The sequence below is a fragment of the Thermoactinomyces sp. CICC 10522 genome (assembly GCF_016055075.1).
Classification (GTDB): Bacteria; Bacillota; Bacilli; order Thermoactinomycetales; family Thermoactinomycetaceae; genus Thermoactinomyces_A; species Thermoactinomyces_A daqus.
The window spans coordinates 1-25,882 of the sequence record NZ_JAECVY010000023.1; the positions used below are offsets into that span (position 1 = coordinate 1).

Annotated in this window: 27 protein-coding genes and 2 pseudogenes; 18 read left to right on the top strand and 11 right to left on the bottom strand. The window is 44.8% G+C overall.

From position 1 onward, the window contains the following. The first annotated feature begins 71 nt into the window (after positions 1-71). The 3 genes from I8U18_RS16165 (at position 72) to I8U18_RS16175 (ending at position 3,113) form a co-directional block, all read left to right on the top strand. Positions 72-620 carry a recombinase zinc ribbon domain-containing protein gene (locus I8U18_RS16165; RefSeq protein WP_198065054.1) on the top strand — a complete coding sequence of 183 codons (549 nt, stop codon included), beginning with the start codon at positions 72-74 and terminating at the stop codon, positions 618-620. Positions 621-1,008: 388 nt separating this feature from the next. Further along, the gene (locus I8U18_RS16170; RefSeq protein WP_198065055.1) at positions 1,009-2,580 is read left to right on the top strand and encodes a hypothetical protein; all 1,572 of its coding nucleotides are present in this window, start codon (positions 1,009-1,011) and stop codon (positions 2,578-2,580) included. 17 nt (positions 2,581-2,597) lie between these two features. After that, positions 2,598-3,113 (top strand): Imm6 family immunity protein, encoded by a 516-nt coding sequence (locus I8U18_RS16175; protein WP_198065056.1) that lies wholly within the window; start codon positions 2,598-2,600, stop codon positions 3,111-3,113. A gap of 273 nt (positions 3,114-3,386) precedes the next feature. On the opposite strand, the gene I8U18_RS16180 is transcribed toward I8U18_RS16175, so the two are convergent. Further along, positions 3,387-3,656 carry an AMP-binding enzyme gene (locus I8U18_RS16180; RefSeq protein ID WP_232336431.1) on the bottom strand — a complete coding sequence of 90 codons (270 nt, stop codon included), beginning with the start codon at positions 3,654-3,656 and terminating at the stop codon, positions 3,387-3,389. Between the two features lie 426 nt (positions 3,657-4,082). Here I8U18_RS16180 and I8U18_RS18360 point away from each other — a divergent pair. The 6 genes and pseudogenes from I8U18_RS18360 to I8U18_RS18070 all read left to right on the top strand — a co-directional run. Then, positions 4,083-4,175: pseudogene (locus I8U18_RS18360) on the top strand (helix-turn-helix domain-containing protein); the annotation flags it as partial. A gap of 252 nt (positions 4,176-4,427) precedes the next feature. Next, on the top strand, positions 4,428-4,571 hold the full coding sequence (locus I8U18_RS16185) for a recombinase family protein (RefSeq protein WP_232331165.1): 144 nt from the start codon (positions 4,428-4,430) through the stop codon (positions 4,569-4,571). A 98-nt stretch (positions 4,572-4,669) separates the two neighbouring features. Continuing rightward, on the top strand, positions 4,670-7,654 hold the full coding sequence (gene fdhF, locus I8U18_RS16190; RefSeq protein ID WP_198065057.1) for a formate dehydrogenase subunit alpha: 2,985 nt from the start codon (positions 4,670-4,672) through the stop codon (positions 7,652-7,654). Then, the gene (locus I8U18_RS16195) at positions 7,635-8,198 is read left to right on the top strand and encodes a helical membrane plugin domain-containing protein (protein WP_198056504.1); all 564 of its coding nucleotides are present in this window, start codon (positions 7,635-7,637) and stop codon (positions 8,196-8,198) included. Before fdhF (I8U18_RS16190) ends, I8U18_RS16195 begins: the two co-directional genes overlap by 20 nt. After that, the gene (locus I8U18_RS16200; protein ID WP_198056505.1) at positions 8,146-8,370 is read left to right on the top strand and encodes a heavy-metal-associated domain-containing protein; all 225 of its coding nucleotides are present in this window, start codon (positions 8,146-8,148) and stop codon (positions 8,368-8,370) included. The genes I8U18_RS16195 and I8U18_RS16200 overlap by 53 nt, the downstream gene beginning before the upstream one ends. Then, positions 8,357-8,482 (top strand): hypothetical protein, encoded by a 126-nt coding sequence (locus tag I8U18_RS18070; RefSeq protein WP_255517870.1) that lies wholly within the window; start codon positions 8,357-8,359, stop codon positions 8,480-8,482. Before I8U18_RS16200 ends, I8U18_RS18070 begins: the two co-directional genes overlap by 14 nt. A gap of 733 nt (positions 8,483-9,215) precedes the next feature. On the opposite strand, the gene fdhD is transcribed toward I8U18_RS18070, so the two are convergent. Next, positions 9,216-10,004, bottom strand: a complete 789-nt coding sequence (gene fdhD, locus I8U18_RS16205) for a formate dehydrogenase accessory sulfurtransferase FdhD (protein ID WP_198056506.1) — start codon at positions 10,002-10,004, stop codon at positions 9,216-9,218. Between the two features lie 432 nt (positions 10,005-10,436). Between fdhD and I8U18_RS16210 the strand changes: the two genes are divergently transcribed. Further along, positions 10,437-11,626 (top strand): IS3 family transposase gene (locus I8U18_RS16210; RefSeq protein ID WP_198059854.1). Its coding sequence is split into 2 segments (ribosomal slippage): positions 10,437-10,737 and positions 10,737-11,626, totalling 1,191 coding nucleotides; the frame shifts between segments, so codons are not numbered across the junction. A 67-nt stretch (positions 11,627-11,693) separates the two neighbouring features. Here I8U18_RS16210 and moaA read toward each other — a convergent pair. Genes moaA through moaC form a run of 7 tightly spaced genes read right to left on the bottom strand, consistent with a single transcriptional unit; the run spans position 11,694 to position 16,146 of the window. After that, a complete protein-coding gene (gene moaA, locus I8U18_RS16215; RefSeq protein ID WP_198065058.1) occupies positions 11,694-12,707 on the bottom strand; it encodes a GTP 3',8-cyclase MoaA in 1,014 nt (337 codons plus the stop codon). Between the two features lie 28 nt (positions 12,708-12,735). Then, entirely contained in the window at positions 12,736-12,984 is a 249-nt protein-coding gene (locus I8U18_RS16220) for a MoaD/ThiS family protein (RefSeq protein WP_198056508.1), read from the bottom strand. Continuing rightward, entirely contained in the window at positions 12,981-13,418 is a 438-nt protein-coding gene (locus I8U18_RS16225) for a molybdenum cofactor biosynthesis protein MoaE (RefSeq protein ID WP_198056509.1), read from the bottom strand. The genes I8U18_RS16220 and I8U18_RS16225 overlap by 4 nt, the downstream gene beginning before the upstream one ends. After that, positions 13,393-13,911 (bottom strand): molybdopterin-guanine dinucleotide biosynthesis protein B, encoded by a 519-nt coding sequence (gene mobB / locus I8U18_RS16230; protein WP_198056510.1) that lies wholly within the window; start codon positions 13,909-13,911, stop codon positions 13,393-13,395. Before mobB ends, I8U18_RS16225 begins: the two co-directional genes overlap by 26 nt. 4 nt (positions 13,912-13,915) lie before the next feature. Then, positions 13,916-15,163: a molybdopterin molybdotransferase MoeA gene (locus tag I8U18_RS16235; RefSeq protein ID WP_198059855.1), complete on the bottom strand. Its 1,248-nt coding sequence runs from the start codon at positions 15,161-15,163 to the stop codon at positions 13,916-13,918. 21 nt (positions 15,164-15,184) lie between these two features. Beyond that, positions 15,185-15,661, bottom strand: coding sequence for a molybdopterin adenylyltransferase (mog, locus tag I8U18_RS16240; RefSeq protein WP_198056512.1), 477 nt, complete (start codon positions 15,659-15,661; stop codon positions 15,185-15,187). Next, positions 15,652-16,146, bottom strand: coding sequence for a cyclic pyranopterin monophosphate synthase MoaC (gene moaC / locus I8U18_RS16245; RefSeq protein ID WP_198056513.1), 495 nt, complete (start codon positions 16,144-16,146; stop codon positions 15,652-15,654). Before moaC ends, mog begins: the two co-directional genes overlap by 10 nt. A 725-nt stretch (positions 16,147-16,871) precedes the next feature. Between moaC and mobA the strand changes: the two genes are divergently transcribed. Both mobA and I8U18_RS16255 read left to right on the top strand, forming a co-directional pair. Beyond that, positions 16,872-17,483 carry a molybdenum cofactor guanylyltransferase gene (mobA, locus tag I8U18_RS16250; RefSeq protein WP_198059857.1) on the top strand — a complete coding sequence of 204 codons (612 nt, stop codon included), beginning with the start codon at positions 16,872-16,874 and terminating at the stop codon, positions 17,481-17,483. Then, positions 17,480-17,761, top strand: a complete 282-nt coding sequence (locus I8U18_RS16255) for a hypothetical protein (protein ID WP_198056515.1) — start codon at positions 17,480-17,482, stop codon at positions 17,759-17,761. Before mobA ends, I8U18_RS16255 begins: the two co-directional genes overlap by 4 nt. Here I8U18_RS16255 and I8U18_RS16260 read toward each other — a convergent pair. Beyond that, positions 17,733-18,077, bottom strand: coding sequence for a Na-translocating system protein MpsC family protein (locus I8U18_RS16260; RefSeq protein ID WP_198056516.1), 345 nt, complete (start codon positions 18,075-18,077; stop codon positions 17,733-17,735). The genes I8U18_RS16255 and I8U18_RS16260 overlap by 29 nt on opposite strands. Before the next feature lie 568 nt (positions 18,078-18,645). On the opposite strand from I8U18_RS16260, the gene fdhF (I8U18_RS16265) reads away from it, so the two are divergent. From fdhF (I8U18_RS16265) to I8U18_RS17895, 6 genes and pseudogenes are all read left to right on the top strand, one after another. Then, a complete protein-coding gene (gene fdhF, locus I8U18_RS16265; RefSeq protein ID WP_198065059.1) occupies positions 18,646-21,588 on the top strand; it encodes a formate dehydrogenase subunit alpha in 2,943 nt (980 codons plus the stop codon). Between the two features lie 13 nt (positions 21,589-21,601). Further along, positions 21,602-22,084 carry a helical membrane plugin domain-containing protein gene (locus I8U18_RS16270; protein ID WP_198056518.1) on the top strand — a complete coding sequence of 161 codons (483 nt, stop codon included), beginning with the start codon at positions 21,602-21,604 and terminating at the stop codon, positions 22,082-22,084. 142 nt (positions 22,085-22,226) lie between these two features. After that, positions 22,227-22,664, top strand: a complete 438-nt coding sequence (locus I8U18_RS16275) for an OsmC family protein (protein ID WP_198065060.1) — start codon at positions 22,227-22,229, stop codon at positions 22,662-22,664. 18 nt (positions 22,665-22,682) lie between these two features. Then, positions 22,683-23,354, top strand: a complete 672-nt coding sequence (locus I8U18_RS16280; protein WP_198056520.1) for a haloacid dehalogenase type II — start codon at positions 22,683-22,685, stop codon at positions 23,352-23,354. 247 nt (positions 23,355-23,601) lie between these two features. Then, positions 23,602-24,446: pseudogene (gene fabV, locus I8U18_RS16285) on the top strand (enoyl-ACP reductase FabV). A 68-nt stretch (positions 24,447-24,514) separates the two neighbouring features. After that, complete coding sequence (locus tag I8U18_RS17895; protein ID WP_232336432.1) at positions 24,515-24,616, top strand: hypothetical protein; 102 nt, start codon at positions 24,515-24,517, stop codon at positions 24,614-24,616. 370 nt (positions 24,617-24,986) lie between these two features. Here the strand turns inward: I8U18_RS17895 and I8U18_RS16290 are convergent. Further along, positions 24,987-25,882: IS3 family transposase (locus I8U18_RS16290; protein ID WP_198065061.1), on the bottom strand; the 896-nt coding region annotated here is incomplete at its 5' end.

Below are 25,882 nucleotides of genomic sequence, written 5' to 3' on the forward strand. Positions count from 1 at the left end.
AAAGAAAGGAATGGTGAGAAGGTCAACATTACCCCATGGAATGATTTGCTGGGAATCTGCAAGTGCAGTGAATGCAGGTCCAATATGGTCGTTGTACGTCCGATGGCTCCAAGCGGAAATACCGCTATTTGAAATGTTCCAATTACCGTCGATCCGGAACGCATGGCTGTGTGAACCATTGGCCGATTTTGTACGAAGATGTAAGGGAGTTTGTTATTCAATGCTTGAAAGAAAAAGGAAAATCCATTGCTTTCAACTTTGTGAGCGAAGTGGAACAGGAAAGGGAAAACCAGTTCAAAGCCATTCAAAAGCAATTGCAACAGTGGGAAGAGAAAAAGAAAAGCCTGGTGGACCTGTATTTGGATCAACTAATTAGGAAACAAGAGTTTGAGGAGAAAAGAAACGAGCTAGAGGAACAAATTCACCAACTGGAGGAAGAGATATTAATTCTGGGGCAAAAAGAATACACCCATAAAAAGGTGGAAAACATTCGGCAAGCGTTTGAAGTGCTAGAAGAGGAGAATGAGGATCTATTGCAGGTGTTTCAGACGTTGTTGGATGAAGTGGTGATTTCTCCGGATGGGAGGATTGACATAGCTTATTCGTTTGAGAAGGGTTGAAATGGTCGTAAGAAAGCCTATGGATTGAATCAAAATTCAACCTTAACATCCTAAATCGTATTGGTTTAAAGTGCCGGAAGCGTATCTTTTTAAGTTCAAAGGTAAGTAAAAAGCCTATAACTAGAGTTATTTGCGTTTATTAACTCTAATATCTCTATGTCAATGGGAGTGTAGAGGTCAGCGGTTCGAGCCCGCTATGCTCCACCAACCCTCGGTGTTCCGGGGGTTTTTATATTGGGAAGATATGTAATAAGGAAAACAAGGAAGGTTATCATTTATAAAAGAATTAGGATGTTTTGCTATAAGCAAGGAATTCCTCTTTCCATCAATTCCCGCTTGACATAATATATTGCTATAAACAAATACATAAACGAATGGGGAGAGGAATTTGAGAAGATTCTTTTCTTTTCGTGTAAGTAAAGTTTTTCAACCCTTCATCATCATTTTTCTTTTCGCATTTATTGGGATAGGCATTTTGGGGAGTGACCAAGCTTTTGCGAGTGGGAGCAGCTTTAACGTTCCCCATATAAATGACCATTTTGAAAAGGTTCAACCAGGTCCGGCTCCAGCGAAGGAAGCGCCAGTCACCTCAACTTCCCAAAAAGAAAAAGAGGATGGAGATGGAAATTGGCTTACGAAAGCATGGAATTGGACAAAGGAAACCGTCTCCAGTGCCTGGAATAAAACAAAGGAAGTTTGTTCCGAAGCATGGGACTGGATCTGTAATGTATGTGACAAAATCGCCAAAGTTGTCGTAGATGGGTTGTCCGCCGCATGGAATTGGATCGTAAAATATAAAGAGTACATCGCATGTGCTGCTGTGGTGATAGTCGGGGTGGTGTTATGTTTTGTCGCCCCTCCGCTGGGAGCCTCCGTATTAATTGGTGCGGCCTCGTCGTTCTTGATCAGCGTCGCCCTGAATGGCGGGAGAATCGATAAAAACACCTTCCTGGATGCGGCCATTGGCGGATTGCTTGGCCTGTGCGGGGCGGGCATTGCCGGCGGAGCCTCAAGAGCCCTGGCCACCGGAGTTGGGCAGAAGCTGCTGACAGGACTGGCCGAATCCAGATTTCTTGGACCGCTTCTCCGCGGAGGAAGCAAACTGATCGGGAAACTGCCCGGACCGCTGCAAAAAATCTTCACCCGATCCGGATTTATCGGTTCAATTGAAGGAGCGGGAACCAGTGTTGCCGACGACCTCCTGCACGGTCGAAAGATCAACTGGAAAATCATGATCTTCTCTGGGATCTTTGGCGCAGGAATGGTTAGCCTTGTCCATTTCGCTGAACCGGCCATCAACAAGGCAGCATCTTCACTGGAACCACTTCTCACCAAAACGCCGATTGTAAAAAATCTCTTCAAAAGCACGACCAATTGCGTTGCACTTAACCAGGTACGGGGTTATTTTGCAGTAGCGACGCCATGCATTAACACAGGACTTTTAGAAAATGATTTAAAAAATCTCAGAGAAAAAGTAGGTACTGATATAGATACGATAGCTGTTGGTAGAACAGATGTCAAAGGTTTAGAAGGTATAGTATTTGAAGGTGCATCTCCAAGAGTTATAAAAGAAGCACCACCAGAAGCAGGATTAAAGCCTTTAGATGAGGAAATGCCAAATAGACCGATTAAAGCACCATTCAACCCTCCATATGATAGACATGCTGAAGAAATGGTTATCAATAAATTTGTTGAAAAAGTTGATGCTTTATATCCAAATCCTCAAGATGTAAAAGGAAAACTATATATTCATCAATCAAACTCAGATGGTGTCTGTCCAGCATGTAAGTCAGGACTCGGAAGAAACCCTAATACAAATAAAGGGATATTATATCAATTAAGTAAGCGGTACCCAAATCTTGAAATATTTGTATCAAGTGAGATAGAAGAGGGAGCAAAAATTACGAAAAAACATTTCTTTATGGTGAAAAATGGTAAACAATATAAATACCCTGATTAAATAGGAGGTTATAGATTGTGGAATGGTATGAGCATGTAACTGCTGATGCGAAAGCTGCTTATTATTTAACATTATCGGAAAAAATATTAGATAAATTAACTAATTATGATTGTTATCCTGTAGTAAGAGAAACAATTGATTTGTGTTGGGAATGGGTAGAAGAGAAGAAGTATACTGGATCTGACATGTATATGAGTTTAGGTGATGAAGATGAGGGCTTTTACGTTATTTCTCTTGAATATGACCCTTTCCCAGGCGATTTACAAGCGGAATTAGTCTATTGGTGTGTATTTTATGCAGTTTTTTTTACAATAAAACAAGCATATATATTTGATAATAGGGAACATAAATGCCCGCAAGAATTTGAACCTATAAATGATGAATTTACTCAGGGCGAGTTCATGGAGAGAATAAGGAAAGTGGACGGATACCAAGAAGAATGGGCGGAACGGTTAAAAGAATATCTCCTTGCAAACTATCCAGCAGGCAGTGACAAGAAGATCAAGAGAGAAGAAATGATTAGTTTGATTTGAATTTACCCGAATTAGACAAAAAAGGCTGGTTCCAATGTAAAGGAACTAAGCCTTTTTTTATTTCTACATCAGTTAGACTGAATGGGTGGAACATTGACATGACGACATAGAGAGGTTAATAGAAAAAATTCACGCTTTTAACACATATTTTTCATAAATATCAAAGTATTTAAATTTAAAATCTACTTTGGGGTAATGGCATGTTTGCTGGTACTACCCTATGACAGCCAAACGATCAAAGGCGTTCATCTTTTCCCTCCTCTTCGTTTCTTATCAAATTTTCCGTTCCTTGCCCTCCCAGTACGGCTCCCTCAGCACCCGCCGAACCACATTACCAACGGCACTTTTTGGCAGGCTATCGACAAACTTCACTGACTGGGGGCATTTGTAGGAGGCAAGATGTTGACGGCAAAATTCAATTAGTTCCTCTTCAGTCGCCCGGCAACCCTCTTTCAGTACAACGAAGGCTTTGCCCACCTCTCCCCACTTGTCATGGGGAACGCCGACAACGGCTGCTTCCATGACAGCTGGATGCTGATACAAGATCCACGCTTACCGTTTGAGGGTAACAATGGAGCAATCTTTTCCCAAGCTTCATCCGTAATTTCGTATCGCCGTCTCATCATAGATGTCCCCTTACGAAATGTTATGTTAATTTTCATTTTAGAATGGAATCTTAGAATATTCACCAGACACGCCCTAGGCAGATGGCGGCAAAATCGGTCGATGCTCCATCTGTGTGACGTGAAAGTCGCTTGAATAACCGCTTCACATTGCGATGAAGCCTACGTTCCACCAGTAGTATCCTAGACACGGTGGTAAGGTAACAAACTGTCGAGAGCCTGCCGACAAAAATTCGTCCAAACCCTTCTGGTGCTGATGTAGGGATTCGAACCCCTGAAAAGAAGGTTATATCCAGACTAGACTAGAAAAACAGTCGACAAAAAGCTGTCCCAAAGTTTGCAAAAGGTACGCATCAGTAACGTCATGCAAAAGTTGAATGTGAAAGGACGGTCCCAAGCCGTAGTGGAGTTGGTAAGATTGGGCGAATTAAAGATATAGTCTGCATGTGACCCTGCCGCATTTACAAAGAAGGCAGGGGTTTTTTGTGTGGAGAAAAGGGCTGCCTGGATTAATGCCCTCAGTGCAACGTTTGACCAGGTAGACGGGTTGCAAATCAATGAAGATGAAGCCTAGGTCGTCGGCAGATCTTCAACTGGTACACAAAGGACGGGTGGGAGCGGATCACCAGCATTAAACCAAGGGTAAGAAAGAAGTAGCAAATGAGCTACGCTTGATTCAAAACTCCATTTATTGTGGGGACTTTATCTTAAATCAATATATCAAATCAAGATCGGCGGGTGTAAGAAACAAATCCGCAACCCTAGAGAGAAATGGCTGGTATTTACAAATCATCATGTGCCAATTGTCTCTCGGGAAACGTGGGTAAAGGACTGAGAGTATACTTCTTAATGATCTGGGGGAAATTAATACCAAAAATCATTATTTATACGTTTTACATAAGTAATTTTTAAGGAAAGAAGAGGTTATAATTAATGAACGAACAAAACGGTAAAAAATCAGTAACCTTTTATATAAATGATCGGGAATTTCAAGCGGAGCCTGGCCAAACTATTTTAGATGCGGCTACCGCTCAACAGTATACGATCCCAAGTATTTGTTACCATCCGGCGTTAGGTTCTATTCAAACGTGCGATACATGTCATGTAGAGGTAAATGGGCAATTGGTACGGGCTTGTACGACGCCCGTGACCGAAGGGATGAGAGTGGATACCTGTTCTAAGTGGGTAAAGGAAGCACAGTATGAAGCAATGAGTCGCATCTTGAAAAATCACGAACTTTATTGCACCGTTTGCGACAACAATAACGGTAATTGTGTCGTACATAACACAGCGGAATTATTGGAGATCGAGCACCAGAAATATAAGTTTGAAGCAAAGCCCTACCCCCCTGACAATTCCCATCCTTTTTACCGTTATGAACCGGATCAATGTATTTTATGTGGTCGTTGTGTGGAAGCTTGTCAGGATCTTCAAGTAAATGAAACACTTACCATTGACTGGAATCGGGATGTGCCTCGCGTTATCTGGGATAATGATGTACCTATTGACCAATCCTCGTGCGTGTCGTGTGGCCATTGCGTAACTGTTTGTCCCTGCAACGCTTTGATGGAAAAGTCGATGCTGGGCGAAGCTGGTTATCTTACTGGAATTCCTAAGGATATACTCGAACCGATGATTGATATTACAAAAGAAGTGGAGCCGGGATATAAAGAAATCTTTGCTATTTCGGAGATCGAAGCGTCCATGCGCAAATCGCGCATCAAGAAAACTAAAACGGTTTGTACCTATTGTGGGGTGGGATGCAGCTTTGAGATTTGGACAAAAGGCCGCCAAATTCTGAAAGTTGAACCTCAAGCGGATGCACCCGTAAACAACATTTCCACCTGCGTCAAAGGAAAATTCGGATGGGATTTCGTCAATAGCGAAGATAGACTGACAAAGCCCTTGATTCGTAAAGGAGATGCGTTTGTCGAAGCTACGTGGGAAGAGGCGTTGAACTTAGTCGCGACGAGATTGCAAGGAATTAAAGATAAATATGGTGCAGACTCGATCGGTTTTATTGCCTCATCCAAGTGCACAAATGAAGAAAATTACCTGTTCCAAAAACTGGCTCGGGCTGTCTTTGGAACAAATAATGTGGACAATTGTTCCCGTTATTGTCAATCACCGGCTACGATGGGGTTAATGAGGACGGTAGGTATTGGGGGCGATACCGGAACGATTGAAGATCTACAAAAAGCTGATTTGGTCTTGATTGTGGGGGCTAATGCTGCAGAATCCCATCCTGTTTTGGCGACGCGCATTAAACGGGCCCATAAGCTTCATGGGAAAAAGTTGGCTGTTATTGATTTGAGAAAACATGAATTAGCCGAACGAGCCGATTTGTATCTGCATCCCAACCCCGGTACGGATTTGATCCTGTTATCGGCGATTACCAAATATATCATCGATCAGGATTGGTATGATAAGTCCTTCATCCAACAACGAGTCAATGGATTTGAAAAATACGTAAAATCACTCGAGAAATTCACATTATCTTACGCCGAAGAAAAAACCGGAATCACACAAAAAGAAATTGTCCAACTGGCTACAATGATCCATGAGGCCAAATCTATGTGCATATGTTGGGCGATGGGAGTAACTCAGCATCTGGGCGGAACGGATACGAGTACCGCGATTTCGAACCTTCTCCTTGTAACGGGGAATTACGGTAGACCGGGAACGGGCGCTTATCCCCTGCGCGGCCATAATAATGTGCAAGGAGCTTGTGACTTTGGTACAATGCCGGCTTGGTTCCCCGGTTACGAACCTGTAGAACATGATGAGGTCAGAGCCCGTTATGAAAAGGCATGGGGAGTGACTTTGCCCAAAAAACCGGGTTTCAATAACCATCAGATGGTAGAGGGGATAAATAAAGGAAAAATTAAGGCGATGTACTTGTTTGGAGAAGATATGGCGCTTGTTGATTCCAACTCCAATCATGTGGAGGCATCTTTTGAGAAGCTTGAATTTTTTGTGGTGCAGGATATCTTTTTTTCTCGAACCGCCCAATATGCGGATGTCGTTTTACCTGCATCCCCCAGTTTAGAGAAAGAGGGGACCTTCACCAATACTGAACGGAGAATACAACGGCTGTACCGTGTTTTGGATCCTTTGGGCGAGTCCAGACCGGATTGGGAAATTATCCAGATGGTCGCCAATAAACTCGGTGCCGGTTGGAACTATCAACACCCAAGTGAAATTATGGAGGAAGCCGCAAGTCTGGCTCCCATATTTGCGGGTGTTTCTTACGAACGCTTAGAAGGTTGGAACAGTCAACTTTGGCCCGTACGGCCAGACGGAACGGATACGCCGCTTTTGTTTACGGAGCGCTTTGGATTTCCGGACGGAAAGGCCCGGCTGTATCCCGTTGATTGGACTTCACCATTTGAACCTGGAACCGAATATAATGTTCATTTAAACAATGGACGGTTGCTTGAACATTTTCATGAAGGAAACATGACCTACCGTTCAAAAGGAATCACGCACAAAGTACCAAACCCATGGGTTGAAATTTCCCCGGAGTTAGCCAAAGAACGAGGGATAAAGGATGGATCACTCGTCCGATTAACGTCGCCTTATGGGGAAGTGGAAGTCCGGGCGCTGGTGACAAATAATGTAGCGAAGAACGAGATCTATTTAACCATGAACACGAGAGATGAAAACAAAGCAGTCAACCGTTTAACGAGTAGTTATTTCGACAAATATACACATACACCCAATTATAAGGAAATGGGAGTAAAATTGGAGGTTATTGAGGCAGAAGGACAATCTCCCCTTCCCAAGGTGAACCATCGATTTGGGAACAGACAACCCCAAATTGGCGTAAGGGTAGAGGAGAAGTGGAACCGACCTGATTTTGTGCCGATCGCCGAACTGTTCAAAGGGGGGCAGTCCCATGGCAAAACCAATTCGTGAAATTAAACCAGTGGAACCGACACCAGAGGAATTACAGTCTCAGGCTTTGATGAAGATCATTGAGTCATTAGCTGACAGCAGGGAAGCCATCATTGACATGTTGGAAATTGCCCGTTACCTGCAGGAGATGGGGATTTTAGCGGCGGTTAAAGCCTTGCTTGAGCAACGGCATGAAGTGGGTTTGATTGTAGTTGAACAGCTTAATCAACCCAAGATGCACCATATCCTGAAAAACGCCATCACACTGATGGAGTTGCTTGGTAAAATCCAACCGGAACAGTTGCAAAGGTTATTGAATGGACTTTTCCGCGGCCTGGAATCAGCTAAACAGAAAAACTTGAATGGGAAAATACCGAGTTTATGGGATTTGGCCAAGTACATTCGTGATCCAGACGTTCGGATTTCAATCGCTTCGATGATGGCTTTGTTGCAGGGGGTGGGCGAATCATTGAGAAATGATTCAGGCCAAACTCACCAAAAGGAGGTTGTCGATGAAAAAAGAAACAATAAAGATCAAGGGAATGAAAAACAAAGAAGATCTTGAAAAAGTGTTGGCAGGTCTTCAGGATGTGTGGGGGGTTCGCCAAGTCGATATTGACCTTTCAAGAGGGGAAGCCGTTCTCTCTTTTAACGAGAAATCGGCCTCATTGCATGATTTCAAACAAGCTGTAATTAATACTGGGTTTCAAGTGGAGGGTGAGCATGAAAATTTGTGAAGTGTGTGGTGCAGAAGAACAGTTCCCGGGTGAAGAAGAAAATGATGAAATTCTCCTCGGTCTTTGTGATCAATGCATGAATGATTTTAAGCAAGGGTTGGAAACGGATTAAAATGTCGCCACATGTCTGAGTCTGTTGACAAACTAGGAAGGTCAACAGACTTTTTTTGGGTGAAGAAATATAAAAATTAAAGAAAATGTTTCTATGTTCGTTCAACCTGAGATTTGCGTAAAAACCCCTATAGGGGTAATACCACATGCCCGTCAAGCTAAGAAAAAAGTGCAATCCTAGCCTTCTTAAAATACATTGTGAAGCAAGTAGATGGGCCCATTTTGTTCACGACTCCCTTGCGGCATCAATGAAAAAACGACGGGTAATACGACCTTGGTCGGTTCAGGTTTAACAAAAGAAAGTTCTGACGTGGAAAATGCGGTAAAAGGAGCACCTTGCATCGACTACAGCAGTCGGGAGACGACCATTTGGGAGGCGGGATGGAAAAGTCGAGATTTGGATTGGGAAAGAGCGAACGGCTTGCCACGAGAAGGTTTCCCGATCCAAACTGTCGTTCATTGCCCAAACCAATACGCTGGTCTTACTTATGCACAAGGACTTTCAGTCCCTCGCCTCCGCGCATGGTAGATTCCGGAGGTGGAGGTACGCTCTCTCGACGTATATGAGCGCTTGATGGAGGTGAACTCATAATGGAGCTTCCGCAGGTGCGCCTTCGACGGGAAGAGTTGGGGCTTCATTGTACCTCCGAACTCTCGAATGCGCAGCTTACGTGCATCCAAAGGGTTTTTTTCCGCTTTTTGATCATTATCGTATGGTCTATTCATGCCTCATATCAAGTCGGCAAAATTCGTTCTGGGTGGGTATAAATGTTGCCTTGCTGACGGCGTATGAAGCCGACCGTCGTGATTCCCAATTCGTCCGCCAGGTTAAGAGCCAGATCGGTGGGAGCTGATTTGGAAAGGAGGATGCCGACCCCCATTTTGGCGACTTTGAGCAAGACTTCAGAAGAGATGCGTCCGCTGAAGGCAATCAGTTTATCAGATAATGGAAAAGGATGGCGCAACCAAAATCCATATAGCTTGTCCAATGTATTATGACGGCCGATATCCGTGCGAAGAGCGATAATTTTCCCCTGTTCGCACAGGGCGGCATTGTGGACACCGCCGGTCTGGCGGAAAGAGGATGATTTTTCCTGCAACATTTCCATCAGGCGATAGCATTCGGAAATGGATATCTTTGCCTGGCTTGTCACGGTTTTGGCTGTTTTGGCGTCATTATAAAAATAGAAGGATTGCCTGCTTTTGCCGCAACAGGAACCGAGCCATCGTTTGGAATAATATTCTTTTGATAGCGTTTGGGGATTTGCCGTTTCCACATAAGCAAAGCCTCTTTTTTGATCAACCTCGAGAGACTTTACTTCCGCGGCGGAACGGATTGCGCCTTCCGCGGCGAGAAAGCCAAGAACCAGCTCCTCCAAGTCGGAGGGACTACAAACGATGGTGGCAAATTCTTCCCCATTGAGCATGATAGTAAGCGGGTACTCGACGGCAACCTCATCTTCCGTATGGTGAACGACGGAATCTTGGCATTTGATGACCCGTTGGCGGGTGGAGATGAGCACGATTGATCCCTCGCTTTCGTGAAAACGATGACATTGGTTGAGATGAGTTCATTTTCGTTCTGTAAGAAATTATTATAGCATATTATGTAAAATAAGGAAACAAAGGTCGAGTTACAAGAGACTTAGCTATGTAAGGATTCAAGATATGTGGAAAAACAGAAGTATTACCACGCCCCTCAGCTGAGTTTTGAAGGATGGAAAGGTTTTTGAAAACAAGTGGCCTTTGCCGCCGCAGGGTCAGCGGAAGCGCCTGGGATCAGAGAGCAGGGAAAACGAGTATGGGTATGTATGTTAAGACATTTTGAACCAAGTTCTAAATTCAAAAAGCCGGAGGCAATCGGAGAAGAGTTTGGTATTATCCCCTAAAGGTTGACTGTGTGAAAAAAGCCCATCTGGTAAAATGGACACACAGACGACCGGAGGGGATTTTTTATGGCTATTAAGGGTCAAAAATTTCGTAATTATACACTTGAATTCAAATTGAAGGCAGTTCGACTTTATCTGGAGGAAGAACTTAGTTACCAATCTGTCGCAGATCAGATGGGAGTTCCCTCAAGCACACAAATCAAGCAATGGGTTAAAAAGTATAAGAACGGAGAATCTCTGGGGGATAAACGTCAGATTAGTTTGTGCAAGAAAGCACGGAGAAACGGTCGACCAAAAACCAAATTTGCAAGCATTGAGGAAGAATTGGCCTATCTGAAAGCAGAGGTGGAGTACCTAAAAAAGCAGTATCCCAATCTTCACGGAAAGGAGTAGTTACAAAAAAGGCTCGTTTCGAAATCCTTGAATCATTACGCGGCAAATATAGATTGACGTGTCTATTAGAGATCGCCGAGGTCTCGCGAGCTGGTTACTACAAGTGGCGAAAGGCTCGTGAGCGGGCCAGCCACCACGCTCAACAGGAACACATCTTAAAAGATCATATCATGGCCATTCATCGTCTTCACCCCTACTACGGCTATTTACGGATGACAGTTGCTCTCCGAAAGGAAGGTTTCCTTGTCAATCACAAACGCGTTTATCGACTAATGAAGGAGCTGGGAATCCGTTCTGTGATCCGTAAAAAGAGGCGTTTCTTTGGAAAGCAGCAGTCTGTTGTATTTCCAAACCGTTTGAATCGAAAGTTCAGCGCAGCAGCGCTGAACAAGAAATGGGTGACGGATGTTACTTATCTGCCGATCAACGGTGGCTTCGTATATCTATCTGCGATTCAGGATTTATACAATAATGAAATCATCGCTTATCACGTCTCGAAACGGAATGATCTGTCATTGGTCATGAAAACATTGGAGAAAGCATGTGAAAACAGAGAAGTGGTGAAAACCCTGATTCATTCAGATCAAGGTTTCCAGTACACTTCCCGGCAGTATAGCAAGAAACTCGAGCAACTAGGAATGGTTGGGAGCCATTCGCGTAAAGGGAACTGCCTAGATAATGCTTGTATCGAATCGTTCTTTTCCCATCTTAAGTCGGAGATGTTACTCCTTCAATGTCCGGAAACCCTTGATGAGTTGTATCAAGCTATTGATCAGTACATTACGTTCTATAACCATGAATGCTCCCAAAAGCGACTTGGCGATCGTTCCCCGGTCGAATACCGGGAAGCGATCGCCGCATAAATACTCGGGCTTTATTTACATAGTCTACTTGCAGGGTTAATACCAGTTCCGTGTGTCCGGCTTTTTTTTAACCGCCGATATAGGACATTTCAATTTTTTTGGCGCGTTTGTCGGTAGGTTGGTGTGAGCGTTTCTCTGAGTAACGGTCTTGGCGCTCTTGCCAGATTTTCCGGATGAAGGCTTCGATTTTTTCATCCGAAGCAGCTGAACGAAGGTAGTCGCGAAGATTATGCCCGGCAGTGGCGAACAGGCACGTGTAAAGAAAGCCGTCCGACGACAGGCGCAAGCGGGTACAGGTGGAACAAAACGGTTCCGTGATGGAAGGAATGATACCGAACTCCGCCTGGGATCCTTGATAGTGAAAACGGGTGGCCACTTCACCCAAGGTGTGGAGTTTTTCTTCGGCCACCGGCATTTCGGCCTGAATGCGGTTTAGAATCTCTTGTTTGGAAACGACTTGTTTCGGGTCCCAGTCATTGCTGTTTCCGACATCCATATATTCGATAAAGCGAACTATATGTCCTTGTTCGCGGAAATGGCGGGCAACTTTTACGATCTCGTGATCGTTGATCCCTTTGATCACGACCATATTGATTTTCACTTGGAGTCCCGCTTTTGCCGCCGCTTCGATTCCTTCCAGGACCTGACTGACTTTATATTTGCGCGAATTGAGCAAGGAAAAGGTTCGGTCATCAAGGGTATCGAGACTAACGTTGACCCGCTTGAGTCCGGCTTGTTTCAGGTCATAGGCATATCGTTTCAAATAAATGCCATTAGTGGTCAGCGCAATGTCTTCAATGGCGTCGATGGAGGAGATCATGCGAATAAGTTTCGAGAGCTCCCGTCTTAGCAGAGGTTCGCCCCCGGTGATACGGACTTTGTTCACGCCCAACCTGGCAAAAATACGAACCAGCCGCTCGATTTCCTCATAGCGGAGCAACTGGGAAGCCGGTAAAAAGGCATGATAGGGACCGAACAGTTCTTCCGGCATGCAGTACCGGCAACGGAAGTTGCAACGGTCCGTCACGGAGATACGTAAATCCCGCAAGGGACGTCCTAGGGAATCCAAAATGGGTTTCATTGAAAAAATCCCCTTTCGCTTGGGTTGTTTAGCCACCGCTGACAAACGGGATCAGCGCCACCTCATCTTCCGCCTGCACCTGTGTATTTTCGCCTGCATACTCGCGGTTGACCGCAATCATGCAGGTTCGAATCAAGTAGCTATATTCCGGATAACGTTCCACCAACAGCTGGCGCAGTTCAGAGACAGACAAACTCTCGTCTGTGGGAACTTCCACCCATCTCCCCAACTTTTCGCCAATGTTGGCAAAACAGAGGATACAGAGTTTTCCGCTCATGCCGATCCCCCTTTTTGCGCGGTTGGATGGTCCACCCAATATGAACCGTCTTCACCAACTTCTTTTTTCCAGATGGGAACCGTCGCTTTAATTTTTTCAATGGCATAACGGCAACCTTTGAAGGCGGCGTCACGGTGCGGGGCGGAAACGGCGATGGCGACCGCAACATCACCGATTTCCAACCGTCCCACCCGGTGAACAATCGCGACCTTGGTGCAGGCAAATTTTTCGGTTACTTCATTGCCGAGTTGTCGCAAAAGTTTTTCGGCCATCTCATGATACGCTTCGTACTCCAGATAGAGCGTCCTTCTTTCTCCGGTCAGTTCGCGCACCGTTCCCATGAACGTGCTGATGGCTCCGCAATTTCGGTCTTTGACCCAATCGATTAAAGGGGTGAGCTCAATTTTTTCATGAGTCACCGCAAAGTTTTTCATTGTGATCAACTCCCATCGTTTTAAGCAAAAATTCCAGCAAACCTTCGACCTGTTGCGTCGTCCAAACTGGATAGGGAAGTGACGGGGGTGAAAACCGGGAAAGAATCGCCACGATGTTTGAAACCTGGTGAATCAACTCGAGCTCTGCTTCGTTTTTGAGTAAAACGACTTTAGGGTATGGCTCCCGTTTAAACCCTTCCACCAAAACGATATCCATGTCTGACATGGCGGCGATCAGCATCTCGAGCGTAGTGGGTTGTCGGCGAATCCAAGCGGTTTTTTGCCGGGAGGTAATGGCAATGGTATGCGCGCCCGCTTGGCTGTGTTTCCATGTGTCCGTTCCGGGGTGATCGAGCGTGAAATCATGCGCGCCGTCATGTTTGATGGTTCCGACGCGAAGGTCGAACCGGGAGAGTTCTGAGATTAAACGGCAAACGAGTGCAGTTTTACCTGAATTTTTGTAGCCGACGATTTGCAAAACTTTTGGGCGCACATCATCACTCCCATTTTTTCAACATGATCGCCCGAACCAAATCCCCTTTTTGTACCCCACGGCCTCCGGAAGGCACGATGATGAGGCAGTTGGCATCCCGGATCGTTAAAGTGATGCTGGACTTCTCCATTCCGGCGGGCCGGACGAACACTTTGCCTTCTTTGATTGAATAGATACCGCGGACAAATCGTTCAAAGGGTGAAGGTTTGTGAAAGTTTTCTGCCATGATAGCGGTAAAGACAGACAGATCGGGAGGGGTTTTGCCCATCATTCCTAACAAAACCGGACGGACGAACAATTCAAATCCGACAAAGCAAGCCCCGGGGTTTCCGGACAGGGCAAACAGGAATTTGTTTTTGAAAACACCAACGGTGGTGGGGCTCCCGGGACGCATCGCCAATTTGTTAAAAAGCATTTGTCCGTCCCAACGTGAAAAGAAATCGACCAGAATGTCATAATCGCCTACGGATACGCCACCAGTCGTAATGACCAGATCATACACTTCCATCGCCTGTAAAATGGCAGTACGCGCCTTTTCCGCATCATCCGGCAAAATTCCCTTAAGATGGGGGAGCGCGCCGGCATCCATCACTTGGCTGTACAGCATGAAACCGTTGCTGTTACGGATTTTACCCGGCTCTAACGGGGCCGACACATCGAGCAATTCAGACCCTGTGGCGAATATGGCTACAGTGGGCTGCTTGAAGACCTCTACCTCCGCGTGACCAAATGTGGCGAGGAGTGCCATTTCACCTGCGCCGATTTTTCTTCCTTTTTCCAACAGCAGAGTGCCTTGGGTTACTTCTTCTCCGATAGAGGCAATGTTGCTGCCGGGACTGACTTCTCTTTGCACACCGACATAGGTTTTTCCCTCTTTGTCAATGGTTTGTGTCATTTCCAACATGACAACAGCATCTGCACCGTCTGGAACGGCGGCGCCAGTCATAATACGGGAGGCCGTACCCGGACGCGTCTCATGTTTGGGAACATGACCACAAGGGATGGATTCCAGCACTTCAAGCCAAACAGGTTTTTCTTTACTGGCTCCTTTGGTTGAGGAGGTTTGAACGGCATAACCGTCCATACCAGAGCGACGGAAAGGGGGTAGATGGGTATTCGCGCGAATTTCTTCGGCCAAATGGCGCCCGTGACTTTTAAACAGTGGGACCCTTTCGGTGTTTTTGACGCGAATGTGTGGCATGATCCGCTTTCGAGCCTCTGCCACTTTGATGATTTCTCGTTGAAAACTCATGGATTTCCCTCCCGTTTCGTTTCAGTGCTGTGGATCTTCGGAAATTAGCGCCAAAGCGTGGGGCAAAATATCTTCAATCACCGCAAAACATTGTTCCACTCCTTTGGGACTCCCGGGAAGATTGATAATCAATGTTTGATTGCGGATGCCGGCAACCGCGCGGGACAAGATAGCATATTTCGTAAACTTGAGCGTGGCCGCGCGCATCGCTTCACATAGCCCGGGAGCTTCTTTGTCAATAACGGATTTCGTGGCTTCGGGGGTGACATCACGCGGGGCAAAACCGGTTCCGCCCGTGGTGAGGATCAGGTGGCACCCTGTTTTGTCGGCCAGCGTTTTGAGCGTTTCTTCAATTTGGTCCTGTTCGTCGGGGATGATTCGATATGCGACGATATCCCATTTTGGGCACAATCTTTTGAGCAACTCCCCACTGGCATCTTCTTGTTCACCTTTGGCAGAACGATCACTGACTGTGACAATTCCCACTTTCACATGCATCCTTTGTCCTCCTTCTGTCCGTCAAAACGAAAATGGCCGCTTTTGCCTCCGCTTTTTTCTGCCAAATATGTTGGCCCGATGATCATGTTAGGGTCGATGGCTTTACACATGTCGTAGATGGTCAATGCTGCGAAACTCGCCGCTGTCAAAGCTTCCATTTCGACTCCGGTGACGCCGACCGTTTTGACCGTCGCTGTAATTTCGATTGTATCATTACTGACGGTGGAAAAGTGCAGGTCTACCCCTGTGGTGAAAATGGGATGGCACATCGGGATCAACTGGGCGGTTTTTTTGGCAGCCATGATCCCCGCCACTTGTGCAACGGCCAAAACATCACCTTTGGCCATTTTTCCTTGTTCGATCGCTTTTAGAGTATCCGGTTTCATGACGACTCTGCTTTTGGCGACCGCGATGCGTCGGGTCGGTTCTTTTTCAGAGACATCGACCATTTTGGCGCGCTGTTGTTCATTGAAGTGTGTTAGCATGATTTCCCTCCAAAAAAGAAAATGGTTCTTTCATACTCGAAAAACAAAAAGAGCTGATCCATAAAACGGCCTTGGCCTTGCCGTTTTATGTTTAATCACCTCTTGGACGTAGCGGTTTTTTTATTTTGTGGGGCATGACAGCCCCGGGGCCTTTTTATAAAATGGGACTGGAATAAATCTTTTAAAAGACACCATTTATACATTAACCCATAAATGAAAATAAAATCAATTTATTAGTGGCGATGTTGTTTTAATGGTTGACAAAGAAGTGGTTAAGAGCTCATTGTAAAGACCGTTGTGCCGCGGAACAAACGACCCACAAAAGGGAGTGCGGATCTTGGCCGATTCGATGGCCATGTACATCGCTGGCGGCAAAAGGCCACTTACTTTCAAAAATCTTTCCATCCCTATACAATATTTGGCTAAAGTTATTTCAAAACTCAGCTAAAGGGACGTGGTGCTTCTCTGTAGCGACCTTTGCTACAAAGGAGCCTGAAGCAAAGAGAACACTATGCCCCGATGAATAACCTTTATACCATCCTGTAATTGAAATAGGTTCTATCAATATTTGTAAAATTCGTCTTTGGTTGTTTGTTTCTAAAACTTTTTCACAATGCTTCTAGGGGTGGAAAAAATAGTCCATTGTAAGATTGTCATATGCTTGATATTTTGTTGCAGGATTGGCCGGGGGAAAACGGGGAAAGCAGTTAGGGGGTGAAGCAGTTTTGTTGACAGGGGTCATTTTGGCAGGCGGGCAAAACCGACGGATGAATGGACAGGTGAAAGCGTTGTTGCCGTTTGGCGGGGAGCCTCTCTTAAAGCGACAATTGCGGGAAATGAAACAGGTTTGTGAGGAGATTTGGGTGGTGACAAATCAGCCTGGGCGATTTGTTCCTTATGCAAAAGAGGGAATTCGGATTATCTCGGATGACTGGCCGGGTATGGGACCGCTCGGTGGTATGGCATCGGCTTTTTCAAAGGCCTCTTATCCCGATGTTTGGGTGGTCGGATGTGATATGCCTTTCATTTGCGGGCGAGTCGCACAGCGTTTGGTGGAGTGCCGGACAAGCCAATCAGTTGAGGCAGTTGTTCCCGTTGTGGAAGGGAAACGGCAACCACTTCATGCCGTATATGACAAGACCAGCGCGGAAATCATTCGCGAACTGCTTAAAAAAGGAGTGCGCCAGGTAAATGGCTTCTTGGAAGCGATCCGTTGCCGATACGTAGACGAAACTTTTTTTGCAAGGCAAGGACTTTCACTCCAGTTTGCGATGAACGTGAATACGCCGAAGGAATATGAACGGGCATTGAGGAGAATCGAAGAGCCTGAGAGATGAACCGAATGAACCAAGCCCCTTTCCCGAAAATTTCCGGAAAAGGGGCTTGGCTTGTTTTTGGTGAAAAACTGGCCATTCCTACCCCGAGGTTCCCCGCTATTGCCGTTTTTTTAGTTCCATTTGCTATTCATCTGGCCTTTTCCATTGTTTTTTTAGCCGCAGATTCCTTTCGTGATTTCCGTTTCTGCAAAACCGCCATATCCCATTTTAGTCGCGATGGTAGTTCCCACGTCTGGATTTCCCAAACTCTCAACTATGAATTTTATTTTCAAAAATAAAAACGGAAACCGCTATGTCTTCTTCCACTTTAATATCTGAAAAGAGATAAATAAGCTTCGAACCAATCAATTTCTCCAATTCTTTATGGAAATTGGTGGTATATACTTCTTGAATCATTTTAGTTCGAGCCGTATGAACCATTTCTTTGCCCTCGGTCGTACGTGCAATAAATTTTTCTGTTGGTGTTAAATTCCCGTGTAGGATCGTAATGGCCATATTATTAACAAACGTGGTTTGGATTCGTTCGGGACCTTTTCCAAATAAATCCTTCCGTACTTTTCGAATGATTTCATTGAACGCTCCTTCTTTCTTCATCTCCATCATTCTCCTAAACTGAATTTGGATCTTTATTTTATTGCACAAAATCATTATACTAAAGAATTAAAACTGGGAATTTAGGATTGTGAGCGAGTGAGCGAGATTCCTCCCCATTTCAATGGGGTAGATAAAAGCGAGCGTTGCTCGGTATACCCCTTGCGGGGATGCTCTTAGAGCAACAATTTTTTGTATAATCCAATCATGAAGTGCGAAAACACGTAAAACTAAACAGAAACAGGCATGGGACGTGCCTTTGTGGAGAGAACGGCGTGAGTCGCCTCGATGAAGCGAGAAGCTCGCCATTTCAATGGCGATGTAGTTCACCATTCCGCAATATTGAAATGATTTTCGATACAGAGTTATAATCATTCTGTAAATATTTCAAGGCAGTAACGCGCAAGTATTGAGTTCTGCTTGCCGTTAATGTCTCTAATTTTGAGGCTGGCGGATTGGTAAATAAGTATAAATATGCTTATTTACTACTCCACCATGAACATATGGATGCCGAATAGGGCATGCGTCTGTTCGTGGTGGAGTTTTTTATTTTAAAAAAGGAGTATCAACCATGAGTAATAACTTCATTCCGATTACCATAGACGGAAAAAAATACGAAGTCAAAGCGGGTTCAACCATTCTTGAGGTGATCAATCAAAACGGTATCCCGCATCCGCAAGTATGTTATGTACCTGAAGTAGACCCCATTCAAACGTGCGATACCTGTATCGTGGAAGTGGATGGGAAGTTGGTAAGATCCTGTTCAACCAAAGTAGCTCCCGGAATGAATATTCAATTATCTTCCGAACGCGCCAAGGCAGCACAAACTGAAGCGATGGACAGACTTTTGGAAAATCACCTTCTCTACTGCACCGTGTGCGATAATAACAATGGAAATTGCAAGTTGCACAATACAGCGATGTTGATGGGAATCGAACACCAAAAATATCCGTATAAACCTAAGGCCGGTCCAGATGAAGTGGATATGTCACACCCATTTTACCGTTACGATCCCAATCAATGTATTGCGTGTGGTCAATGTGTGGAAGTGTGTCAAAACCTTCAGGTCAACGAGACCCTGTCCATTGATTGGGAGGCAGATCGTCCACGTGTTATTTGGGATGATGGAGTGGCAATCAACGATTCTTCCTGCGTAAGTTGCGGACAATGTGTGACGGTTTGTCCATGTAATGCGTTAATGGAAAAATCCATGCTGGGCGAAGCCGGATTTATGACCGGAATCGACAAAGATCTGTTAAATCCCATGATTGACTTGGTTAAAAAAGTCGAACCCGGGTATAGCAGTATTTTTGCGATTTCGGAAATGGAAGCCGCGATGCGCGAGACACGAATCAAGAAAACGAAAACCGTTTGTACGTTCTGCGGCGTAGGTTGCTCTTTTGAAGTATGGACCAAAGGGCGTAAAATCTTAAAAATTCAACCCACCTCCGATGGGCCGGTAAATGGAATTTCGACTTGTGTCAAAGGAAAATTCGGATGGGATTTCGCCAATAGCGAAGAACGCTTAACAAAACCTTTAATTCGCAAAGGCGATGCATTTGTGGAATCAACTTGGGAAGAAGCATTAAAGTTGATTGCAAGTAAATTAGGTTCTATTAAAGAAACCTATAGTGGAAATGCGATTGGATTCATTTCCTCCTCTAAGATTACCAATGAGGAAAACTATTTAATGCAAAAATTGGCTCGGCAGGTGTTCCAAACCAATAACGTGGATAACTGTTCCCGTTACTGTCAATCCCCTGCCACTGACGGTTTACTTCGTACAGTTGGAATGGGTGGGGATTCAGGAACCATTAAGGATATCGCTTCAGCTGGTCTTGTGATTATCGTTGGGGCAAACCCTACCGAAGGTCATCCTGTTTTGGCTACACGCATCAAACGTGCGCATAAGTTGCATGGTCAAAAATTGATCGTTGCTGACCTACGCAAACATGAACTGGCAGAACGTTCCGATCTGTTTATCAGTCCGAAACAAGGGACAGATCAGGTATGGCTCTATGCGGTAGCCAAATACATCATTGATCAAGGCTGGCATGATGAACAATTTATTAAACAACGGGTCCACTACTTCGAAGAGTTCAAGAAAGTCCTTGAAAAATACACATTGGAATATGCCGAAGAGGTAACAGGTGTTTCAAAAGAAAAATTAATTCAAATTGCCACCATGATTCATGAAACGGATGGAACTTGCATTCTTTGGGGAATGGGCGTGACCCAAAACACGGGTGGAAGTGATACATCTGCAGCCATTTCGAACCTCCTTCTTCTGACAGGTAACTATGGGCGTCCAGGTACCGGAGCTTATCCGCTTCGCGGCCATAATAATGTGCAAGGTGCTTGTGATATGGGGACCTTGCCTGGATGGTTGCCAGGATACCAGCATGTGACCGACGAGGTGGCTCGTGCAAAATTCGAAAAAGCATACGGTGTACCTATTTCGGAAAAACCGGGATGGGATAATATTGAAATGCTTCGTGCGATTGAGGAAGGCAAATTAAAAGCCATGTATATCGTGGGAGAAGATATGGCATTGGTTGATTCTAATGCCAACCATGTGCATGATCTTCTAAGTCAATTAGACTTTTTGATTGTCCAAGACATCTTCTTGACTAAAACGGCTCAGTTTGCCGATGTGGTCTTACCTGCTTCGCCAAGCCTGGAGAAAGAAGGAACCTTCACCAATACCGAGCGTCGTATTCAACGCTTGTATCAAGCATTAGAGCCACTTGGGGATTCGAAACCGGACTGGTGGATTATCCAGGAGATTGCGAAACGATTGGGTGCGGATTGGAACTATGCAAGCCCAAAAGAAATCATGGATGAAATTGTTAGCCTTGTTCCGCTCTATTCTCAAGCGACATATGACCGCTTGGAAGGATGGAATAGCTTATGTTGGGGAAGTGATGACGGAGCGGATACTCCGCTTCTCTATACCGAACGTTTTAATTTTCCGGATGGAAAAGCCCGTTTCGCTCTATCGGATTGGATTCCTCCTTATGAAGTCCCTGAAGAATACGATTTATTAATTAACAACGGGCGTTTATTGGAACACTTCCATGAAGGAAACCTGACTAACAAATCCAAGGGAATTCAATCAAAGATGCCGGGCGTATTCGTCGAGGTTTCGCCTGAGTTGGCAAAAGAACGAAAAGTGAAAGATGGATCCTTGGTCCGTTTGGAATCTCCATTTGGGGCGATTAAAGCACGCGTTCTAGTAACTGATCGGGTCAAAGGAAAAGAATTATATCTTCCGATGCACTCGGTCAGTTATGAAAGTGCAATTAACCTTCTCACTGGTTCTGCGACGGATCATCGTACCCATACACCGGCGTATAAACAGACCCGTGTACGCATGCAAGTGTTAGATGTCGAAGGATCTATTCCGCTCCCTCTTACCAACCCAAGATATAAAAAACGTCATCCACAAAATGGGGTTGAAGTGGAACGAAAATGGAAACGTCCTGATTATGTATCCTTAGTGGATAAAGCGTAAGGAGGTGGGAATCATGGCTAATCCCATTTCGGTTATCAAAAAACGCGTTCTCTCGGAAGAAGAAAAAAAACAGCAATCGCTAAACCAGCTGAAAGCTGATCTAGCGGAAAATGAGACTGCGCTCAAGAAGACTTTAGAACTTGTTCGGGAATTACATGACAGCGGAATTCTCGAAGCAGTACAAGCCATACTGAAAGCAAAAGAAGAAATTGCGAAAATCACGGTCAGTCAATTGACACGAAAGCCGGTAATTAACATAATCAATAATCTTATGGGAGCAGCTGGAACCTTAGCGGAAATAGACCCTGAACTTACCCAAAAATTATTAAAAAGCGTTGCTTCCGGTATGGAAGAAGCAGGGGAACATTTACAAAAGAATAAAAAAGTCGGGATCTTTGATCTTGTTAAAGTGTTGAGTGATCCGGACATCAATCGTGCCATCAGTTTTAGCATTCATTTTCTTAAAGGAATGGGCAAAGGGTTAAAAGGTAGATAGAGTATCACAGGCCGCCAAGACGACGGCGGGCTTACCGGCTTTGGCTTGGATGGTACGGATTGGTTGGAGCCACTATGTTCTGTACCAACCGGTAGGTACAGATTGATTGTTATACAGGTTGGGATAGCTAGGAGGAATTACTATGCCTAAAAATATCGAAAGAATTACTGCTGTTTCTCAAGGCATGCAAACAAAAGCACGTTCAAAAAATCATGAGATTATTATAGACGAACCTCCTGTGATGGGTGGCCAAGATACCGGGCCGAATCCGCTTGGCACCCTGTTAAGTGCACTGGCCGGATGCGAGAATGTGATTGCAAATATGGTTGCCAAAGAAATGAACTTTGATCTGCAAGGCATCGAATTTGATATCCGTGGTGAATTTGACCCAGCTGGGCTAATGGGAGATCCGAATGTTCGCCCATACTTTGAAAGAGTAACGATTCATGCCAAAGTAAAAACAAGCGAACCTGAAGAACGAATCAAAGAACTACAGGAAAAAACCGATTTGCGTTGCCCGGTTTACACCACACTTAAAGCAGCGGGCGTGGAAATGGTTCCAAATTGGGTTAAAGCTTAACGAACAGGAGTGCTTTCAATGGGTAAAAAAAACGTGAAGGTCATTGTTTTTGATGCATATGGAACATTGTTCGACGTTCATTCTGTCATACAAAAATGTGAGGAACTGTTTCCGACTCGCGGTCAACAAATCAGCGAGCTTTGGCGAACAAAGCAACTGGAGTATGCGTTCATCCAACATATTATCGGCCGTTACAGACCATTCGATGAAATTACAAAAAATAGTCTTCGATTTGCGTGCGAGCAATTAGGAGTGGCGCTCGCGGAGAATCAGGAGAAGGAATTACTAAGATCCTATTTAACCCTGTCTCCCTATGAAGAGGTACCGAACGCACTCAAAAAGTTAGCAAACCGCTATCAGCTGGCCATTTTGACTAATGGAACACTGAACATGATCCAACCATTAGTTGAATATCATCATCTCAATCCCTATTTTAGCGAACTGATGAGTGTAGATGGTGTGAAACAGTATAAACCTTCGCCAGCGGCTTATGCGTATGCTCTTGACCGGTTACAATGCGAACGCGAAGACATTTTATTCCTTTCATCGAATACATGGGACATTACAGGCGCATCCAGCTTTGGGTTCCAAACAGCATGGGTCAACCGGAAAAAAGTGGTGTTTGATCGTATGGGTCAGCAACCGGACCATATTATTTATAATTTAAATGAATTAATCAGGATCGTTTGATCTAAAATGGGCCGTTTTTTCTTTTGAAAATAGCTTGTGATTGAAACAAAAACCCGGGCGATTCGTCCGGGTGTTGTTTTCCTATAGGGGACTGATCCATTTTCAAATCTTATCTGGATAGTATTCATCCATGCAATGATAAGAGAGGTTAAACAAATGACGATACAACCAAGATTTCGAGGCTCATCCAGAATGATGTGTCCAACAAGTAAAGAAACAAATCGAGTACATTCAAGCTAAACCTCGCATTCATGGGCCAAAGAAAGTGTTAGTGATTGGAACATCTAAAGGATTTGGGTTAGCATCTCGTATCGTTTCGACTTTTGGTGCAGGGGCAGATACCATAGGTGTATTTTCCGGAAAAGCCAGTAAAGGCAAACGGACTGCTTCTATTGGTTGGTACAATACAGTAGCCTTTGAGCAGGCTGCAACGAAAGCGGGTTATTATGCCAAAAGTGTCCATGGAGATGCGTTTTCAAATGAAGTAAAAGATCAAGTGATTGAATTGATCAAACAGAAAGTGGATCTGGTTATTTACAGCCTGGCAGCTTCAAGGCGTATCGATCCTGAAACAGGGGAAGTTTTTCAATCGGTTTTAAAACCTATTGGGGAGGCGTTCTACTCTAAAACAGTAGATTTTCATACCGGAGAAGTATCAAAGGTAATGGTTGAGCCTGCCACAGAACAAGAAATCGATCAAACGGTAAAAGTAATGGGAGGAGAAGATTGGAAGCGTGGATTTTGGCATTAAAAAAAGCAAATGTACTGGCTAAAGGAGCTATTACTGTTGCTTTTTCATACATTGGCCCTGAACTAATTCATCCTATCTATCGGGATGGGACGATCGGGAAAGCAAAAGATCATCTTGAACAAACCGCGAACGAACTTAGAAAAGATTTAGAAGATATCAGTGGGCAAGTTTTTGTTTTTGTCAATAAAGCCGTGGTTACTCAATCCAGTTCTGCTATTCCTGTAGTTCCGCTTTATATATCTATCCTTTATAAAGTAATGAAAGAGAAAGGCTTACATGAAAGCTGTATTGAACACATAGATAGACTCTTTAGGGAAAAGCTTACACTGGATATCCGGTAGAGTTGGATCATAAAGGTCGTATACGTTTGGATGACGCGAACCGATGTACAGGAATCTGTTAAACAAATATGGGATCAGGTAAATACGGAAATATAAGAAGCATCACTGATTTAGAAGGATATCGAAAGGAGTTTTTTCAGATATTTGGTTTTGAACAAATCACTAACTAATTTTTAACATTTATTGTTAAAAATGAGATTTTTGCTTTTTGTATGTATTAGCGTGGTAAATCCGTGAAAAAAACTGCGGGACTCCTTTATGAAGGATAGCACTGGAATACGGCTTATATTACCGGCTTGATCACTGGTGTGGTACTTATCCCCTTGCTGGTTTTGGGATTCGTACGTGAAATTTTTCCTGCGGCGGCATTGTTGCAACTGGCATAGAACTAACTATGGGGATGCTTATGACTTGGTTAAAGAAGAATAGACTTACCCTCAGTCCAATGAGGGAACAAGATTGAACATTTTACTCTAAAACACACATTTGGCTCAAGAAGAAGTAAATTAAAACTTAATGAACCCCAAAAGTCCAGACATTTTAAGCCGCATTTGAGGTAAAACGTTGACGGAACTCCTTTGGAGACAGGTACCCCAACGCAGAGTGTGGCCGTTCTGCATTGTAGAACCGGATGTAGCGGTCGATGTCTTTTTTGGCTTCCAGGAAGGTGGTGTATTCCTGGAGCCATACGGTTTCCTCTTTCAGAGTCCGGAACCAGCGCTCGATGTACGCATCGGCATCGGGGTTGTTGTAGCCTGTACGCTCTTGCTTGATTCCGGCGTCTTGTAAAGCTTTGACATAACGGCGGCTGGTCATTTGGCATCCATTGTCACTGCGGATCGTCAGGCCACGGCCTTTGACCCCATGAGGAAAACGGTTTTCCAACGCCTGGTTGACAGCAGAAAGAAGCTCATCGGTTCGGCAGAACCGTGAGAAGGAATAGCCCACGATTTCTTTGTCATAGGCATCAATCACAGCAAACAAGTAGCCCCAGCCATCACGTCCACACCAAATCTTCGTCATATCCACTTGAAAATGCTGATTAGAGCCGGTGACCGGGATCCGGCCCGATTGCTTTTTTCTTTTCGCCGTTCCTCCTTTGGAACGGGTTAGCAAACCTAACTCTTTCATAATTCGGTAAACACGCTTGTGGTTAACACGAAGCTGATAGCGCTTGTACAGCCACACTCGGATTCGGCGGTACCCATTGGTCGGAAATTCTCCGCAAAGCTCTTGGATCTTCTGACGAAGCCCTGCTTCGTCAGAGCGTTCGTGCTTCTTGGGCTCATACTCCTTGAGCAGAGCATATCCGTAGGTGCGATTGATGCGAAGGGCAACCGTGATTTGTGGGACCGAATACCCCTCGCCGTGCAGGATCCGCACCAAATCCCTGGTCTTTACCTTCGGCCCCAGTTCGTCTTTTTTCGGAGAATCTC

What these genes read in the sequence shown, in the direction of transcription:
- I8U18_RS16260 (WP_198056516.1), bottom strand. Translation starts at nt 18,077, where the DNA reads ATGAAGAAAGAAGGAGCGTTCAATGAAATCATTCGAAAAGTACGGAAG.
- I8U18_RS16220 (WP_198056508.1), bottom strand. Translation starts at nt 12,984, where the DNA reads ATGAGCGGAAAACTCTGTATCCTCTGTTTTGCCAACATTGGCGAAAAG.
- I8U18_RS16255 (WP_198056515.1), top strand. Translation starts at nt 17,480, where the DNA reads ATGAACCGAATGAACCAAGCCCCTTTCCCGAAAATTTCCGGAAAAGGG.
- I8U18_RS17895 (WP_232336432.1), top strand. Translation starts at nt 24,515, where the DNA reads ATGGGATCAGGTAAATACGGAAATATAAGAAGCATCACTGATTTAGAA.
- I8U18_RS16280 (WP_198056520.1), top strand. Translation starts at nt 22,683, where the DNA reads ATGGGTAAAAAAAACGTGAAGGTCATTGTTTTTGATGCATATGGAACA.
- I8U18_RS16195 (WP_198056504.1), top strand. Translation starts at nt 7,635, where the DNA reads ATGGCAAAACCAATTCGTGAAATTAAACCAGTGGAACCGACACCAGAG.
- I8U18_RS16270 (WP_198056518.1), top strand. Translation starts at nt 21,602, where the DNA reads ATGGCTAATCCCATTTCGGTTATCAAAAAACGCGTTCTCTCGGAAGAA.
- I8U18_RS16275 (WP_198065060.1), top strand. Translation starts at nt 22,227, where the DNA reads ATGCCTAAAAATATCGAAAGAATTACTGCTGTTTCTCAAGGCATGCAA.
- moaA (WP_198065058.1), bottom strand. Translation starts at nt 12,707, where the DNA reads ATGAAACCCATTTTGGATTCCCTAGGACGTCCCTTGCGGGATTTACGT.
- mog (WP_198056512.1), bottom strand. Translation starts at nt 15,661, where the DNA reads ATGCATGTGAAAGTGGGAATTGTCACAGTCAGTGATCGTTCTGCCAAA.
- I8U18_RS16225 (WP_198056509.1), bottom strand. Translation starts at nt 13,418, where the DNA reads ATGAAAAACTTTGCGGTGACTCATGAAAAAATTGAGCTCACCCCTTTA.
- fdhF (WP_198065057.1), top strand. Translation starts at nt 4,670, where the DNA reads ATGAACGAACAAAACGGTAAAAAATCAGTAACCTTTTATATAAATGAT.
- moaC (WP_198056513.1), bottom strand. Translation starts at nt 16,146, where the DNA reads ATGCTAACACACTTCAATGAACAACAGCGCGCCAAAATGGTCGATGTC.
- I8U18_RS18070 (WP_255517870.1), top strand. Translation starts at nt 8,357, where the DNA reads ATGAAAATTTGTGAAGTGTGTGGTGCAGAAGAACAGTTCCCGGGTGAA.
- I8U18_RS16200 (WP_198056505.1), top strand. Translation starts at nt 8,146, where the DNA reads ATGAAAAAAGAAACAATAAAGATCAAGGGAATGAAAAACAAAGAAGAT.
- fdhF (WP_198065059.1), top strand. Translation starts at nt 18,646, where the DNA reads ATGAGTAATAACTTCATTCCGATTACCATAGACGGAAAAAAATACGAA.
- I8U18_RS16235 (WP_198059855.1), bottom strand. Translation starts at nt 15,163, where the DNA reads ATGAGTTTTCAACGAGAAATCATCAAAGTGGCAGAGGCTCGAAAGCGG.
- I8U18_RS16165 (WP_198065054.1), top strand. Translation starts at nt 72, where the DNA reads ATGCAGGTCCAATATGGTCGTTGTACGTCCGATGGCTCCAAGCGGAAA.